This is a genomic window from Sphingomonas hylomeconis, from assembly GCF_025370105.1.
GTDB lineage: Bacteria > Pseudomonadota > Alphaproteobacteria > Sphingomonadales > Sphingomonadaceae > Sphingomonas > Sphingomonas hylomeconis.
In genome coordinates, this window is record NZ_JANQBK010000003.1 from 292,994 (window position 1) to 307,644 (window position 14,651).

The window sequence follows — 14,651 nt, forward strand, 5'->3', positions numbered from 1 at the left end:
AAGGGAAGCTGAAAACGTTCGCACGCGCGCAGGCGGCAACGATTCGTCACGACAGGTTCAGGCGTGGACGGGCAGGACGGGCGCGTGAGCGGACGATATCGGGATGAGCGCGGGCGCGACCGCTGGATTGCCGGTGCGGGCGTGGCGCTGGTGCATCTGGCGATCGGCTGGGCGCTGGTCGCGGGGCTGCAGCCATCGATGGTGCGCCAGGTGTCGGAAAGCCTGCAGCTGTTCGATCTCCCGCAGCCCCCACCGCCGCCGCTTGCCGACCCGCGCAAGAGCGGCGCCGCGGCCCCGGCCGCTCGCGACGCGCGGCCGACCGAGATCGTCGCGCCGGTGCTGCCGCCACCGCTGCCGCCGCCGGTGGTCGCGGCGCCGGTGGCAGGGCCGGAGGTCGCGGCGACATCGGGCGCGGCGCCGGTGCCAGGGCCCGGCACCGGGGGCGGCGGGCTCGGCAGTGGCACCGGCAGCGGTGGCTATGGTGACGGGCAGGGCGGGGGCGGCCGGGGCACGTTCGCGCGGAAGATATCGGGGCAAATCCGCGACGACGACTATCCGCGATCCGCCGCCCGCGCTGGCATCGGCGGGACGGTGTGGGTGCGCTATACGGTCACGGTGCAGGGCCGCGCGCAGGATTGCCGCGTCACGCGCAGCAGCGGCAATGCCGAGCTGGATGCGGTGACGTGCCGGCTGGTGACCAAGCGGTTTCGCTATCGGCCGGGGACGGATGCGGCCGGGCGGTTCGTGTCCTCGGTGGTGGAGGAGGATCATGTCTGGGTGATCGGGGATGAGGATTACTGACCCCCCGCCGTCAACCCGGACTTGGTCCGGAATCCAACGCGCCGGCAAGGCGGTGCTCGCCTCTCTTGTATCTTCCCAAGCCGCTTGATGGATCCCGGATCAAGTCGGGGATGATGGAATGGGGAGCGTCAGTCCGCCCCGACCCTCGCCGCCGCCACCCGCAGATCCTCCACGAACCGCGCATATTCCGCCGCCCGCGCCGCCTCGTCCGGCAACCTGAGCAAAAAGCTCGGATGCACCGTGATCCACGCTTCCCCGCCGCCGTCCGGCAGTTCCAAGGCGCGTCCGCGCTCCCGCCCGATCGTAACCACGCGCCCGAACAGGCTGCGTGCCGCGGTGGCCCCCAAAGCCACCGTCACCGCGGGTTTCACCAGCATGCGTTCCTGATCGATCCACCAGCGGCACGCCTCGATCTCGCCCGCGCCGGGCTTGGAATGGATGCGGCGCTTGCCGCGCTGCTCGAACTTGAAATGCTTCACCGCATTGGTGACATAGACCGCGGTGCGATCGATCCCCGCCTCGGCGATCGCGCGATCGAACACCTGCCCCGCCGGGCCGACGAACGGGCGGCCGGCGAGATCCTCCTGATCGCCCGGCTGTTCGCCGACGAACATCAGCTGCGCGTCGACCGGCCCTTCTCCGAACACCGTCTGCGTCGCCGGCTTGTACAGCGGGCAGCGCGTGCAGCCTGCCGCTTCGTCGCGCAGCGCCGCCCAGGCAAGTTCGATATTGCCGCCTACCGCGTCGCGTGCCGTCGTAATCATGCCAGCCTCCCGTGCCTGCGCACCCGCGATCATCGCCGGGACCAGCGCCGTCTCGGGCATGTTCTTCCAGTAGCGCCGCGGCATTTCCTTGAGCATCGCGCCGACCTTCAGCCGCGCCGGATTAAAGATCGAGGCGTAATAGGTCTTCCACACGTCCTCGATCGGATCGCCGCCCGGCGCATCGCTTTTGGCCGCACCGGGGCCTTCCTCGAGCGTCTTGCCGTCCCAATGGATCGAGATGTCGGGCGTCAGGATCGACCAGCGCATGCTGGCGAAGCGATCGATGAAGAACGAGGCATTGGCGCGCACGATGTGATGATCAGGCTCGAACCAGGCGACGAAGCGGGGCGTGCCGCCATCGTCCAGTTCGCGGAACCGCACGAAGGCGCGCATCTTGTGGATATCGCGACGCACGTCCTTGGCCAGCAGGTCGAGCCGGCGCAGCAGCGGGTCGGCATGGTCCTCCATCAATTTGGGCTCGGTGCGCAGGCGGGCGAGCAGGGTGTAGAGCAGGCTGAACCGCGTCGGATCGCTGTGCAGCACGACGTTGCGGGCGAGATCGAGAAAGGCGCGGGGCACCGAGAAGCCGCCGCCTGCGGGCGGGGCGGGGGGTGGCGGGGCGTCGGCGGCGAAAAGGTCGCCTGGACCGTTACCGACTTGCCAGACGACGTCGGATGCGGGGATGGCCTCTGCGGCCAGACCACGGGCGGCGTCGCGCCAGCCGTCGAAATCGTCTTCGTCGGCGAGAGTTACGCGCCGCACCAGCTTACCCGTCACCCCTGCGCAGGCAGGGGCCTATCGCTTTATCCTCCAGCGCTACCGCATGTGGAAGCAGCGATAGGCCCCTGCCTGCGCAGTGGTGACGGGCCAGGGGAATCATCACTCGCGCGCGTCGCCACCCGCCGGCTCTGCCTCGGCGCGTTCCAGCTCGGCCGGCTTGCGCTCCTCGAAGACCTGCGCAAGCTTCGCTTCCTCGTCGTCGGACAGCTCTTCCGCCGCCGCCGGGAACATGTCCTGCTCTTCCTCGTCGATATGATGCTCATAGCGGTGGCGCATCTTGTCGAACATCTTGCGCCATGTGTCGCTGGCCGAATCCATCTCGGCCATTTCGCCGAAGAAATCGTCGATCTCCTTGTGCTCGGACACCGAATGGCGCGCATCGTCGCGCAGATCGGGCTTGCCGAGCATCATCGCATAGAGCGATTCCTCCTCGGCCGCAGCATGCGCGGATACCTCGATGCGGAATGCCTCGAACAGCCGGTCGCGCTCGGCATCGCCGGGGGCGGTGCTGGCGATCTGCGCGAGCAGCTCGCGGTGGCGGTCGTGATCGGCCTTGAGGTCGGCGAAAATGCGGGCGTCGGCCATGATATGCTCCTGTGGTTGGAAGCAGAACCGATCGTGCGCCGCGTTGTTTCAGTTGCGACTCGCTTTCACGCAAACAGCTCGAGCTGCTCCTTCTTCGGCGCCACCACCGGGCGCAGATCGGCGCGATCGCTGAGCGCCAGCGGGCGCCAGTCGTCGGCGATCAGGAACGGGCGCACCTTGGCGATCGACTGGGTCAGCCGCCCGACATCGGCCAGGCTCAGCCGCCGCCAGCGCCGCGCGGACAGGATATTGCCGACGGCCTTCACCCCCAGGCCGGGCACGCGCAGCAGCATCTCGCGCGGCGCGCGATTGACGTCGACCGGGAAGGAGCCGCGAAACTTGAGCGCCCAGGCGAGCTTGGGATCGATATCCAGCGGCAGCATGCCGGTCGCCTGATCGGTCGCCGCGACCACATCGGCCGGCGTGTAATCGTAGAAGCGCATCAGCCAGTCGGACTGGTAGAGGCGATGTTCGCGCATCAGCGGCGGGCGCTTCAAGGGCAGGATCGTGCTGGCGTCCGGGATCGGCGAGAAAGCGGAATAATAGACGCGCCGCAGGTTGAAGCGATCATAGAGTGTCGAGGCCTTGGCGACGATATCGCCGTCGGTCGCGGCATCGGCGCCGACGATCATCTGCGTCGATTGCCCGGCAGGCGCGAAGCGCGGCGCGGATTTGTAGCGTTTCTTGGCGTCCGCCGTGTCGACGATCGCCGTCTTCATCTCCTGCATCGCCGTTTCGATTCGGCCTTCGGATTTCTCCGGCGCGAGCCGCTTGAGCCCGGATGCGGTCGGCAGTTCGACGTTGATCGAGACGCGATCGGCATAGAGGCCGGCCTGGTGAACCAGCTCGGGATCGGCATCGGGGATCGTCTTGAGATGGATATAGCCGCGAAAATGGTGATCCTCGCGCAAGCTGCGCGCGACCTCGACGATCTGCTCCATCGTGTAATTGGACGATGCGATGATGCCGGACGAGAGGAACAGCCCCTCGATATAATTACGACGGTAGAAAGCGAGCGTCAGATTGACCACTTCCTGCGCAGTGAAGCGCGCGCGCCGCACATTGCTGCTCTTGCGGTTGATGCAGAAATGGCAATCGAAGATGCAGCTGTTGGTCAGCAGGATTTTGAGCAGGCTGATGCAGCGACCGTCCGGCGCATAGGCATGGCAGATGCCCATCCCGCCATCGGTCGATCCAATCCCCTTGCCATCGCGCGAGGTGCGCTTGGCAGTGCCGGAGGAAGAGCAGGACGCATCGTATTTCGCGGCGTCGGCCAGGATTTCGAGCTTTTGCTGGACGTCGAGTTGAGCCATGTGTTCGACATATGTTCTATATCGGTCAATGTCGATAGATCACGCTCAAGCCGGCCCGAAACGATCGGGCCGGCCGGGATCGATCAGAACGGCATCATGCCGAAATATTTCAGCACGCCGATCGCCACGATCAACACGGTGATCGCGAGGATGATGTTGGCGACGTTGAAGCTGCTCTTGGCGACGACGACGCGTTCGTCGGAATTGATTTCTGACATAATGGTGCTCCCTGGTTTCCGTGGCGCGTCAACCGGCGAGCGGGAATTGTTGTTCCGCGTTGGAAATGATTAACGTCCTCCCTGCCGTCACCCTGGACTTGTTCCGGGGTCCTCCATGCCGCAAAGGAAGGGCACGGATTGGCGACGCGTGGCGAAAGCCGTGGGGTGGGTCCCGGACCAGGTCCGGGGTGACGAGTTGGGGGCGATGCATTGACCATCTCGGAGCGATCCCGCCGCCTTCCCTACATCCTGCTCGGCCTCACCTGCCTGCTCGGCTACATCTTCAAGGCGCATTGCGGCCCCGGCTGGGTGAACGGAATCCAATATACCAGCGGCTGTTACAGCGATGCCGTTCCCTTCTGGGGGCTGCGCGGCGTGGCCGACGGGGCCTTGCCCTATCTGCAGGCGCGCATGGAATATCCGGTGCTGACCGGTGCGCTGATCTGGGTGGAGGGCGTGATCGCGCGGACGCTGGGGGGCGCGGGAGCGAACGCCGCGACCTTCCTGCTGGTGGTCAGCGCGGTCAATGCCGGCCTTGCTTTCCTGGTCCTGTGGCTGATGGAGCGCGCTTCCGTGGACCGGGCGCGGCTTTATGCCTGGGCCGCGGCGCCGCCGCTCATCCTGTATCTCGGGCATAATTGGGACATGCTGGCGGTGGCGCTGGCGGTGGCGGCCCTGCTTGCGGCGCGGCGCGGCGCGGCATTCCGGGCAGTGCAGCTCGCCGCGTTCGGCGCGGCGGCCAAGCTGTTCCCGGTGCTGATGCTGCCGTTGATCGGCCTGGGTGCCTTGTTCCGCCGCGATGCCCTGTGGCGCGAGCGCATCGTCACCACCGTCCTGCTGGCGATCGCCGCGGTGCTGGCCTGGGGGGCGGTGAACCTGCCGGTCGCGGCGGTCGCCTTCACCAACTGGTCGGAATTCTACGCCTTTTCCGGGGAGCGCAGCGGCACGGCGGCGTCGATCTGGGAATTGCTCGCCACGTTCGGTGTGTGGAACGCGCCGATCCCGCTGCGCAACATGGCGAGCTTCGCCGCCTTCGCGATCGGCGCCCTGGCCATCGTGCTGCTCGGCTGGCGGCGGCACGGCGCGCAGTCGTGGCTGCTGTTTACCCCGGTGCTCGCCTGGTTCCTGCTCACCAACAAGGTCTATTCGCCGCAATTCGACCTGTGGCTGTATCCGTTCCTGGTGCTGACCAGCTACCGGCTATGGCCGCTGCTGTGGTTCGCGCTCGGCGACCTCGCTGCCTACTTCGCGGAATTCTGGTGGTTTGCCGGGATGGAGGGCAGGACGCCCTCCGCCACCCCCGGCGACATCGCGCTGGCCGCGGCAATCCGCGGCGCGGCGATGCTGTGGATCATCGTCGCCGCGCTGCGCCAGCCGGCGCCGGCCTGGATCACGCCGCCAGCAGACTCTCCGCGCCACCCAGATCGACCGACACCAGCCGGCTGACGCCCTGTTCGATCATCGTCACGCCGAACAGGCGGTGCATGCGGCTCATCGTCACCGCATTGTGCGTGACGATCAGGTAGCGCGTCTGCGTCTCGCGCGTCATCGCGTCGAGCAGGCCGCAGAAGCGCTCGATATTGGCGTCGTCGAGCGGCGCGTCGACCTCGTCGAGCACGCAGATCGGCGCCGGGTTGGTCAGGAACAGGCCGAAGATCAACGCGACCGCGGTCAGCGCCTGCTCGCCGCCCGACAGCAGGGTGAGTGATTGCAGCCGCTTGCCCGGCGGCTGCGCCATGATCTCGAGCCCGGCCTCCAGCGGATCGTCCGAATCGATCAGTTCGAGATGCGCGGCGCCACCGTTGAACAGGGTGGTGAACAGCCGCTGGAAATGGCCGTTGACCGCCTCGAACGCGGCGAGCAGGCGCTGCCGCCCCTCGCGGTTGAGCGTGCCGATCGAGCCGCGCAGGCGGTTGACCGCCAGGCCCAGCTCCTCGCGCTCGGCGGCATTGCCGCTGCTCGCGGATTCGAGTTCGGCAAGCTCGCTCTCGGCGACGAGATTGACCGGCCCAATCCGCTCGCGATCGAGCGACAGGCGTTCGTGCGCCTGGCCTTCGTCTTGCGGGCTGCGCACCGTATCGACCGCGAAGCCGACGCGTTCCGGCAATACTGGCGCCGGGCAGGCAAAGCGTTCGCCCGACAGGCGGCCCATTTCGACGCGGCGCAATTCCTGGTTTTCCGTCCGCGCCAGCGCGCCGGCACGCACTTCGCGGGCTTGCGCGAGCGCTTCGCTCGCCATGCGCGCGACGGTTTCGGTTTCGCGCAGCACACCCTCGGCATTGCGTTCGGCGGCCTGCGCCGTGTCGGCTTCGGCGCGCGCCGCCTGATGCGCTGCCTCCAGCGTGCCGATCGCGGCATCGATTTCGCCCGGCTTGTCCGCCAGCGCGTCGATTTCCTGCGCGAGTGCCGCTTCGCGCTTGTCCATGTCGGTGATGCGCCGCGCGGCCTCGCCGGCGCGCGCGCGCCAGCCTTTGGCCTCGCCCGATCCGCTCGCCAGCCGATCGCGATCCTGCGCCAGCGCCCGATCCAGCGTGGCGCGATCGGCGCGCGCGCTGGCGACGGCGGTGCGCCGCGTCTCGGCCTGCGACGACAGCGCAGCCACGCGGTCACGCGTCGCGCTACCGTCCGGCAGGGCGGCCTTGGCGCGGCCGGCCGCTTCGAACTCGACCTGCGCTTCGGTAAGATCGGTGGCGATCCGCGCGCGGCGCGCATCGAGATCGGCGCGCTGCGTGGCGATCCGCTCCAGCGCAGCGGCGGCGCGATCCTCGGCCTTGGCCGCATCGCGCGCCTGCGCCTCGGCCGTCTCGAGCGCGCGTCGCGCGTCGCTGCCCAGCCGCTTGGCGGCGGCGATCGCAGCCTCGATGCGGGCCAGATCCGCTTCCGCGGCTGCGAGGGCGCTGGCCGCCGCGGGCCGTTCCGCGTCGATGGCGCGCAGCCGGTTGAGCCGTTCGAGCCGCTCCGCCGCCGCCGCGCCGCCCGATTTGGCGACATAGCCGTCCCAGCGCCGCAGCACGCCGGCGAGCGTCACCAGCCGCTGCCCGACCGCGAGCGGCTGACCGTCATCCGCCTCGGCGACGAAGATCTGCGCCAGCCGCCGGCCGAGCAGGTCCGGCGCGGCGACATGGCCGCCAAGCGCGACCGTGCCCGGCGGGGCAGGGGGATCGCCGGGCAGCGCCGCAGCGCCAGCCCAGAAGCGTTCGGCGCTCGCATCCAGCCCGGCTTCGAGATCGTCGCCCAGCGCCGCGGCCAGCGCGCGTTCGAACCCGGCATCGGCGCGCAGATGATCGAGCAGCCGATCGCGCCCGCTGCGCTGCGTCGCGCGGGTCAGCGCCGCCGCCTCGCTGTCCAGCGCGGAGAGATCCGCGCGCGCCGCGCCGCGCCGCGCCTGCGCGCCGTCGCGTTCGTCGACGGCGGCACGTTCCTGCGTCTCGGCGGCGGCAAGATTGGTCCGTGCCGCGTCGCCGTCGCGCAACGCCTGCGCGCGGCGCGCCGCCGCGGCGCTGCGCTCGCTGGCCAGTGGTGCCGCGTCGCCGATCGCGCTGACCTCTGCCGTGACGCGCGCGAGATCGCGCTCGCTGCGCTCGGTCCGCGCCCGTGCCGCGGCCAGCGCCGCATCCGCCACGCGCGCCTCGGCCGCTTCGCTGGCTTGCGCCGCCAGTGCCTGGGCCAGCGCGACTTCCGCGTCGCGCGCCGCCTGCTCGGCCTCGGCCAGCGCCGCGGCCATCCCGGGCACCTGCGCTGCGGCGTCGGCGATGCGCGCCTCCAGCGCCTTGGCTTCCGCTGCCAGCCGCGCCAGCGCCTCCGCCGCGTCATGCGCCAGTGCGCCTTCGCGCTGGCGGTCGTCGGCCAGCCGCAGACGGGTATCGCCGAGGTCGCGCAGCCGGCGGTCCACCGCGGCGCGCTCGGTGCGCAACGCCGCCAGCTGGTGGCCGGCCTCGCTCGCCACGTCGCGTGCGGCCAGCGCCGCCGCCCGCGCGCCTGCCAGGTTTTCCGCCGCCTGCTGCTGATAGGCCGCCGCCGCGCGCTGCTGCTCGGCGGTGTCGGTGACGCGCGTCTCTGCCGCCGCCGCCTCGGCCTTGGCGAGATCCGCCGCCGCCGCCGCATCGCGCCAGCGCGCGAAGATCATCCGTGCCTCGGCGACGCGGATCTGCTCGGACAGCGTGCGGTAGCGCTCCGCCTGCCGCGCCTGCCGTTTGAGCGCCGCGGCGCGCGCATCCTGATCGGCGATCACCTCGTCGAGCCGGAGCAGATTGGCCTCGGTCGCGCGCAGTTTCTGCTCGGCATCCTTGCGCCGCACATGCAGCCCGGCAATGCCCGCCGCTTCCTCGAGCATCGCGCGCCGCTCGGTCGGCTTGGCCGAGATCACCGCGCTGATCCGCCCCTGGCTGACCAATGCCGGGCTATGCGCGCCGGTCGCCGCATCGGCGAACAGCAGCGCCACATCCTTGGCGCGCACGTCGCGCCCGTCGATGCGATAGGCGGAGCCGGCGCCGCGTTCGATCCGGCGCACGATCTCGATCTCGGTCGCCGCGGCATCCTCGATCAGCATCGAGACCTCGGCGAATTCGCGCGCGGGCCGCGTCGCGGTGCCGGCGAAGATCACGTCTTGCATGCCGGCGCCGCGCAGCGAGCGCGCGGAGGTCTCGCCCATCGTCCAGCGCAGCGCCTCGAGCAGGTTCGATTTGCCGCACCCATTGGGCCCGACGATCCCGGTCAGCCCGGGTTCGATCCGCAGATCGGCGGCATCGACGAAGCTCTTGAAGCCCGACAATCGAAGCCGTTTGATCTGCACTGAAGTCCCGCGCCCCCGCTCAGAACCGAGCGATCAGCCGCCCGCTGCCTTGAGCAGCGGCTCGAGCGACGACCAGCCGACCGCATCGGCCTTGGTGCCGTTGATCAGGAAGGTCGGGGTGCCGGTCACGCCGCCCTCCTGCGTGGCGGTATCGCTGAACTTGGCGAGCGCATCGGTCTTGGCCTTGTCGGCGAGGCAGGCGCGCGCCTGCGGCTCGGAAATGCCGCGCTGCTTGACGAAGTCGATCATGCCCATCTGTTCGGCCAGGGTGGTGAGCTGCTGGCTCGGCGTCTGGCTCTGCAGCTGCGCCTGCACCGCCGAGGACATGCTCTGCAGCTTGTCGAGATAGCTCTGCTGGTTCTGGTACATCTGTTCGAGGATCGGGAAGAAGGTCTGCGGGCCGGAGCAATTGCCGAGCAGGCCGAGCGCCAGATCGGGCGCGCCGTGCACGAAGAAATCGCGGAATTCATAGGATACCTTGCCGGTCTTCACGTAACCGTCGATCAGCGGGCGCATGCCTTCGCGGCCGAACTGGCCGCAGGTTGGGCAGGAGCGCGAGCCATATTCGATCAGCTTGATCGGCGCATTGGGATTGCCCATCACATGTCCGCCCTCGGGCGTCACGGCGACGGTCTCTTCCCAATTCTGCCCGGCTGGCGCGGCGACGGCGGCGACCGGCTTGGCCGGCGATCCGGCGGATACGTTGCTGCTGCTGTCGTCACCGCAGGCGGCGAGGGCGAGCGGCAGGATGAGGCAGGCGATAGGCAGTTTCATTGAGGGCTACTCCAGGGGATTATTTGGCGCCGGCGGCGCGCAGGATCTTTTCCAACTTCGCCCAGTCGAGCGAGGCATAGGCTTTGCCGTTGACGACGAAGGTCGGCGTGCCGCCCGGCTGCGGCGCGGCGGCGGCGGCGATCGCCTTCCAGCTCTTGTCGCTCATCGCGGCGATCTGCAGGATCGCGGCATCGTCGTCGAAACAGGCGGTCAGCGCGGCATCGCTCAGGCCGCGCGCCTTGCCGATATCGGCCAGCCCCGCGCCGTACGCCAGCGCACGAACCTGCGCGCCCTGCGGATACAGCGCCATGCGCTGGGCATTGCTCTGTTCGAAGCGCATGCCCTGCGGATACCAGTCGTCCTGCTTGGCGAACAGCTGTTCGCTGGTGCCGAGAAAGCCTGCCGGTCCGGCGCAGCGCGCGATCACCGTCGCCGCGAGATCGAGCCGGTCGCGCGTCGCATGCCGCAGTTCGACACTGGTCGAGCCCGAGCGAATGAATTTCTCGCGCAGCGTCGGACCCGACTGGCCGGCATAATGCGCGCAATGCGGGCAGGTGTAGCTGAGATATTCGACCAGCTTCACCTTCGCTGCCGGATTGCCGATCCGGTACGCGCCATCGGCCGTCCGCGTGACGGTCTTGGTCCAGTCGCGCGGGGCGGGCGCGGCGCCGGCCAGCAATGGTAGCATCAGGAACGCGAGCAGCAGGCGGATCATTCGTCGTGGCTTCCGATGACAGGGGGACCGCTGGTGGCGGCGACGCCGGCGGCGAGCGCCTCGAGCACCGCCTTAAGTTCGGGATCGGCGATCGTGCGCAGGCTCTCGCCCAGTTCGGCCGGAATCGGTTTCAGCGACGGCGGCGCGGCGCGGACGCGCGGCGCGGGCACATCGCCCTGGCGCATCTGCACGCGCGCGATCGCGGCATAGCCGAAGAAGCGGTTGACGCGATCGATGATCTCGGGCGCGATATGCTGCATCATCGTGCCATGCGCGCCGCGCACCACCAGGTTGAGCGTGCCTTCCGCGCGCTTGCCCGGCGGGAAGCGGATCGATTCGGGCGCCGACACGCCGGCATAGCGCGGGCCGACGATCTCCGCCCAGCGCGTGACCACCGCGCTCTGTACGAAGCCGAATCGCCGGAATGCGGCGCGGCCGGCATCGGGCAGCAGCTCGGCCACGCTGCGCGCACGGCCGCCGCGGACATGCTCGATCTTGGAGGGAGGAACGGCGCGCTTGCTCATCGCGGTACCCATGCCATAGCGGCGCGGTGCCCGCAAAGCCCCGATCCATCGCCCCCACTATATCGGGCCCGCTTCTTGCCTGGTATGACGCGCATGCCCGCATCCTGCCGTGGCGCGCCGCGCCGGGCGAACCGGCACCCGACCCGTACCGCGTGTGGCTGTCCGAAATCATGCTGCAGCAGACCACCGTCGCCACGGTGCGCCCGAAATTCGCGCTGTTCACCCGCCGCTGGCCCGATTTTGCCGCGCTTGCGGCGGCAGACGAGCACGAGGTGATGAGCGCCTGGGCGGGGCTCGGTTATTATGCACGGGCGCGCAACCTGATCGCCTGCGCCAAAATGGTCGTGGCTGAGCATGGCGGGCAGTTCCCGGGCAGCGAAGCGGCACTGCGTACGCTGCCGGGGATCGGCGATTATACCGCGGCGGCGATCGCCAGCATCGCGTTCGGCGAACGCGCGGTGGTGATCGATACCAATGTCGAGCGCGTGGTGGCGCGGCTGTTCGCGATCGCTACGCCGCTGCCCGCAGGACGTCCGGCGATCCGCGCGGCGGCCGACACGATCGTGCCGGACCAGCGCTCGGGGGATTTCGCGCAGGCGATGATGGATTTGGGCGCGAGCATCTGCACGCCACGCAATCCGAAATGTCTGGCCTGTCCGCTGAACCAGGACTGCGCAGGGTTCGCCAGCGGCGCACCGGAGGCCTTTCCGGTCAAGGCGGCCAAGGCAGCCAAGCCGCAACGTTACGGCACGATCTTCTGGGCGGAGCGCGGCGGGCAGGTGCTGCTCGTGCGCCGCCCGCCGCGCGGGCTGCTGGGCGGGATGCGCGCCCTGCCGACCGGGCCATGGGCCGATGCCGCGCCGGGGCTGGCCGATGCGCCGCTCGCGGCCGACTGGCGCCTGCTGGACGCGACGGTCGCCCATGTCTTTACCCACTTCCGGCTCGAACTGGCGCTTGCCGTGGCGCCTGCGGACAGGCATTCGAACGCCGGGGAATGGTGGCCGATCGCCGACATCGAATCGGCAGGGCTACCGACGGTTTTCGCCAAGGCCGCAGCCGCGATCGCGGGGCCGGGATCGGGAGAGTGACATGAAGTCCTTCAAGCTTTTGGTATCGGCCGGTGCACTGGCCACCTTGCTGGCCAGCGCGGGCGTGGCGCAGCAGGCTGCACCGCAGGCGCCGCACCCGGCGGCGCAAGCCGCCGTTGCATCGGCTCGCGCTCCGATCAGCGCCGTCCCCGCACTGCTGCCGACCACGCAGGCGATGTTCGAGGGCTATGTGCGCGACAATAAGATGCCTGGCATCGTCGGCGCGTTCGGCGTCGCCGACATGCCGACGACCTTCCTCGCCGCCGGAAAGATTAACGACGACGCGACTGGCGCCAAGGCCGGGCCGGACAGTCTGTGGCGCGTCTATTCGATGACCAAGCCGATCACCGGCATCGCGGCGATGCTGCTGGTCGAGGACGGCAAGATCAAGCTCGACGATCCGGTGAGCAAGTTCATCCCGGCGTTCAAGAACATGACCGTGCTGGACAGCCCCGATTCGCTCAAGAGCCATCCGGCCAAGACGCCGATCACGATCCGCATGCTGCTCACGCACAGTGCGGGCCTTGGCTACAGCATCATCACCAAGGGCGCACTCAAGGCGGAATATGATCGGCTCGGCATCAATCCGGCGCAGGTCAACAACCAGTTCGAGGCCGAGGCGCGCAAGACCCGCCCGGCGACGCTGGAGGCGTTCGCCAACACCGTCGCCAGCGTGCCTTTGGCCTACGAGCCCGGCACCAAGTGGAGCTATTCGATCGGGCTCGACGTGATGGGCCGCGTGATCGAGGTGGCCAGCGGCATGAGCTTCGACGGCTTCGTGCAGCAGCGCATCTTCGATCCGCTCGGCATGACATCGAGCTACTGGACCGTGCCGTCGAGCGAGATTTCGCGCTTCTCGACCAACTATGCCTTCACCAAGGCAAGCATGGCGCAGATCAATCCGGCGTTCGACACGTCGAAGATCGACGACAAGGCGCGCATGCCGCTCGATGCCGCGACGACCTCGGTATGGTTGAAGGCGCCGAGCTTCCCTTATGGCGGCGCAGGCCTCGTCATGTCGGCGCGCGATTATGACGCGTTCCTGCACATGCTGCAGAATTACGGCGAATTGAACGGCAAGCGCGTGATGAAGACCGAGACGGCCAAGCTCGCCATGTCCAACCTGTTGCCGCCAGGCGTGGTCTTCTCCGGCACGGTCGCGAGCACCGGCGGCAATACGGCCGGCCCGAAGATGGGCTTCGGCGCGGGCGGATCGGTCTATCTCGAGGATTTCCCCGGCGGTGCGGGCAAGGGCACCTATGGCTGGGGCGGGGCGGCCGGGACGGTGGCGTTCGTCGATGCCGGGCGCCGCACGCGCGGCACGATCATGGTCAATTACTTCCCGGGCGAAACCTATCCGCTGCGCCAGGAAGTGCTGCCTGCCCTGATCGGCGACATGGCGCGCTACCAGAAGTGATCGGCTTCACCGGCAACACGCTCGACCGCGCCGACGGCCTGCGGCACGATCCGGAGGCGTTCGCAGCGGCGGCGGGCGACTGGCGCGCACGGCTGCTCAAGCTCGACGGATTGCTGCCGGAGGTGAGCGACGACGGGCGGCTGGCATGGACTACGCTGGCCGACCTGCCCGACGATGCGCAACTGATCCTGCTCGGGCTGGACGAGGGGCGGCCGCATTTCGCCGCCTATCTGCCGGGGTTCAGGCCGAGCACTGCGCCGGCGATGCGCAGCCCTGCGCTGATGACCATGCTCGCTAGCCTCGCGCCGGGCGAGGCGGCGATCTATGCCGCGGCGCGGAGCCTGATCGATTGGCATGCGCGGCACGGCTTCTGCGCCAATTGCGGGACGGCCACTGCCGTCATTCGTGCCGGATGGGCCCGGCAATGCCCGAATTGCGCCGCGGAACACTTTCCGCGGGTCGATCCGGTGGTGATCATGATCGCCGAACATGATGGCCGCGCGCTGCTCGGCCGCGGCAAGAACTGGCCGGCAGGCCGCTATTCCGCGCTGGCCGGCTTCCTGGAGCCCGGCGAATCGATCGAGGAGGCGGTGGCGCGCGAGATCCACGAGGAGGCCGGCGTGCACGTGAACGACGTACGCTATGTCGCCAGCCAACCCTGGCCATTTCCCTCGTCGCTGATGATGGCCTGCGTCGCGACCGCGGCGGACGATGCGATCACGCTCGACACCAACGAGCTGGAAGACGCGATCTGGGTCCCGCGCGACACGGTCCGCGCAGTGCTGGCAGGCGAGCCCGGGCCGTTCCTCGCACCGCCGCCTTATGCGATCGCCCATACGCTGCTGATGGAATGGGCGAAAGGCTAGGGCGGCGTCAGCGA

Annotated in this window: 13 protein-coding genes; 5 read left to right on the forward strand and 8 right to left on the reverse strand. The window is 69.0% G+C overall.

Going from position 1 to position 14,651, the window contains the following annotated elements:
- The first annotated feature begins 84 nt into the window (after window positions 1-84).
- Complete coding sequence (locus tag NV401_RS05205; RefSeq protein WP_261293329.1) at window positions 85-801, forward strand: energy transducer TonB; 717 nt, start codon at window positions 85-87, stop codon at window positions 799-801.
- A 128-nt stretch (window positions 802-929) separates the two neighbouring features.
- Here the strand turns inward: NV401_RS05205 and NV401_RS05210 are convergent, their stop codons facing one another.
- The 4 genes from NV401_RS05210 to NV401_RS05225 all read right to left on the reverse strand — a co-directional run bounded on the left by NV401_RS05210 (window position 930) and on the right by NV401_RS05225 (window position 4,461).
- A complete protein-coding gene (locus NV401_RS05210) occupies window positions 930-2,327 on the reverse strand; it encodes a UdgX family uracil-DNA binding protein (RefSeq protein WP_261293330.1) in 1,398 nt (465 codons plus the stop codon).
- 117 nt (window positions 2,328-2,444) lie between these two features.
- Window positions 2,445-2,930 carry a hemerythrin domain-containing protein gene (locus NV401_RS05215; protein WP_261293331.1) on the reverse strand — a complete coding sequence of 162 codons (486 nt, stop codon included), beginning with the start codon at window positions 2,928-2,930 and terminating at the stop codon, window positions 2,445-2,447.
- Between the two features lie 65 nt (window positions 2,931-2,995).
- Window positions 2,996-4,243 carry a putative DNA modification/repair radical SAM protein gene (locus NV401_RS05220; protein ID WP_261293332.1) on the reverse strand — a complete coding sequence of 416 codons (1,248 nt, stop codon included), beginning with the start codon at window positions 4,241-4,243 and terminating at the stop codon, window positions 2,996-2,998.
- A gap of 83 nt (window positions 4,244-4,326) precedes the next feature.
- Complete coding sequence (locus NV401_RS05225; protein WP_261293333.1) at window positions 4,327-4,461, reverse strand: hypothetical protein; 135 nt, start codon at window positions 4,459-4,461, stop codon at window positions 4,327-4,329.
- A 210-nt stretch (window positions 4,462-4,671) separates the two neighbouring features.
- Between NV401_RS05225 and NV401_RS05230 the strand changes: the two genes are divergently transcribed.
- Window positions 4,672-5,907: a hypothetical protein gene (locus NV401_RS05230; RefSeq protein ID WP_261293334.1), complete on the forward strand. Its 1,236-nt coding sequence runs from the start codon at window positions 4,672-4,674 to the stop codon at window positions 5,905-5,907.
- Here the strand turns inward: NV401_RS05230 and NV401_RS05235 are convergent.
- The 4 genes from NV401_RS05235 to NV401_RS05250 are packed head-to-tail and all read right to left on the reverse strand — an operon-like array spanning window position 5,852 to window position 11,266.
- Window positions 5,852-9,253: a chromosome segregation SMC family protein gene (locus tag NV401_RS05235; protein WP_261293335.1), complete on the reverse strand. Its 3,402-nt coding sequence runs from the start codon at window positions 9,251-9,253 to the stop codon at window positions 5,852-5,854. The genes NV401_RS05230 and NV401_RS05235 overlap by 56 nt on opposite strands.
- A 33-nt stretch (window positions 9,254-9,286) precedes the next feature.
- Window positions 9,287-10,027: a DsbA family protein gene (locus NV401_RS05240; RefSeq protein ID WP_261293336.1), complete on the reverse strand. Its 741-nt coding sequence runs from the start codon at window positions 10,025-10,027 to the stop codon at window positions 9,287-9,289.
- Between the two features lie 19 nt (window positions 10,028-10,046).
- The gene (locus NV401_RS05245) at window positions 10,047-10,742 is read right to left on the reverse strand and encodes a DsbA family protein (protein WP_261293337.1); all 696 of its coding nucleotides are present in this window, start codon (window positions 10,740-10,742) and stop codon (window positions 10,047-10,049) included.
- Window positions 10,739-11,266 (reverse strand): DUF721 domain-containing protein, encoded by a 528-nt coding sequence (locus tag NV401_RS05250; protein WP_261293338.1) that lies wholly within the window; start codon window positions 11,264-11,266, stop codon window positions 10,739-10,741. The genes NV401_RS05245 and NV401_RS05250 overlap by 4 nt, the downstream gene beginning before the upstream one ends.
- A gap of 26 nt (window positions 11,267-11,292) precedes the next feature.
- Between NV401_RS05250 and NV401_RS05255 the strand changes: the two genes are divergently transcribed.
- Genes NV401_RS05255 through nudC form a run of 3 tightly spaced genes read left to right on the forward strand, consistent with a single transcriptional unit; the run spans window position 11,293 to window position 14,637 of the window.
- On the forward strand, window positions 11,293-12,354 hold the full coding sequence (locus NV401_RS05255; RefSeq protein ID WP_261293339.1) for an A/G-specific adenine glycosylase: 1,062 nt from the start codon (window positions 11,293-11,295) through the stop codon (window positions 12,352-12,354).
- 1 nt (window position 12,355) lies between these two features.
- A complete protein-coding gene (locus tag NV401_RS05260; protein WP_261293340.1) occupies window positions 12,356-13,771 on the forward strand; it encodes a serine hydrolase domain-containing protein in 1,416 nt (471 codons plus the stop codon).
- Entirely contained in the window at window positions 13,768-14,637 is an 870-nt protein-coding gene (nudC, locus tag NV401_RS05265; RefSeq protein ID WP_261293341.1) for an NAD(+) diphosphatase, read from the forward strand. Before NV401_RS05260 ends, nudC begins: the two co-directional genes overlap by 4 nt.
- Window positions 14,638-14,651: the final 14 nt, after the last annotated feature.

Coding starts and splice junctions, on each gene's coding strand:
- NV401_RS05215 (WP_261293331.1), bottom strand. CDS start 2,930: ATGGCCGACGCCCGCATTTTCGCCGACCTCAAGGCCGATCACGACCGC.
- NV401_RS05220 (WP_261293332.1), bottom strand. CDS start 4,243: ATGGCTCAACTCGACGTCCAGCAAAAGCTCGAAATCCTGGCCGACGCC.
- NV401_RS05225 (WP_261293333.1), bottom strand. CDS start 4,461: ATGTCAGAAATCAATTCCGACGAACGCGTCGTCGTCGCCAAGAGCAGC.
- NV401_RS05240 (WP_261293336.1), bottom strand. CDS start 10,027: ATGAAACTGCCTATCGCCTGCCTCATCCTGCCGCTCGCCCTCGCCGCC.
- NV401_RS05245 (WP_261293337.1), bottom strand. CDS start 10,742: ATGATCCGCCTGCTGCTCGCGTTCCTGATGCTACCATTGCTGGCCGGC.
- NV401_RS05250 (WP_261293338.1), bottom strand. CDS start 11,266: ATGAGCAAGCGCGCCGTTCCTCCCTCCAAGATCGAGCATGTCCGCGGC.
- NV401_RS05260 (WP_261293340.1), top strand. CDS start 12,356: ATGAAGTCCTTCAAGCTTTTGGTATCGGCCGGTGCACTGGCCACCTTG.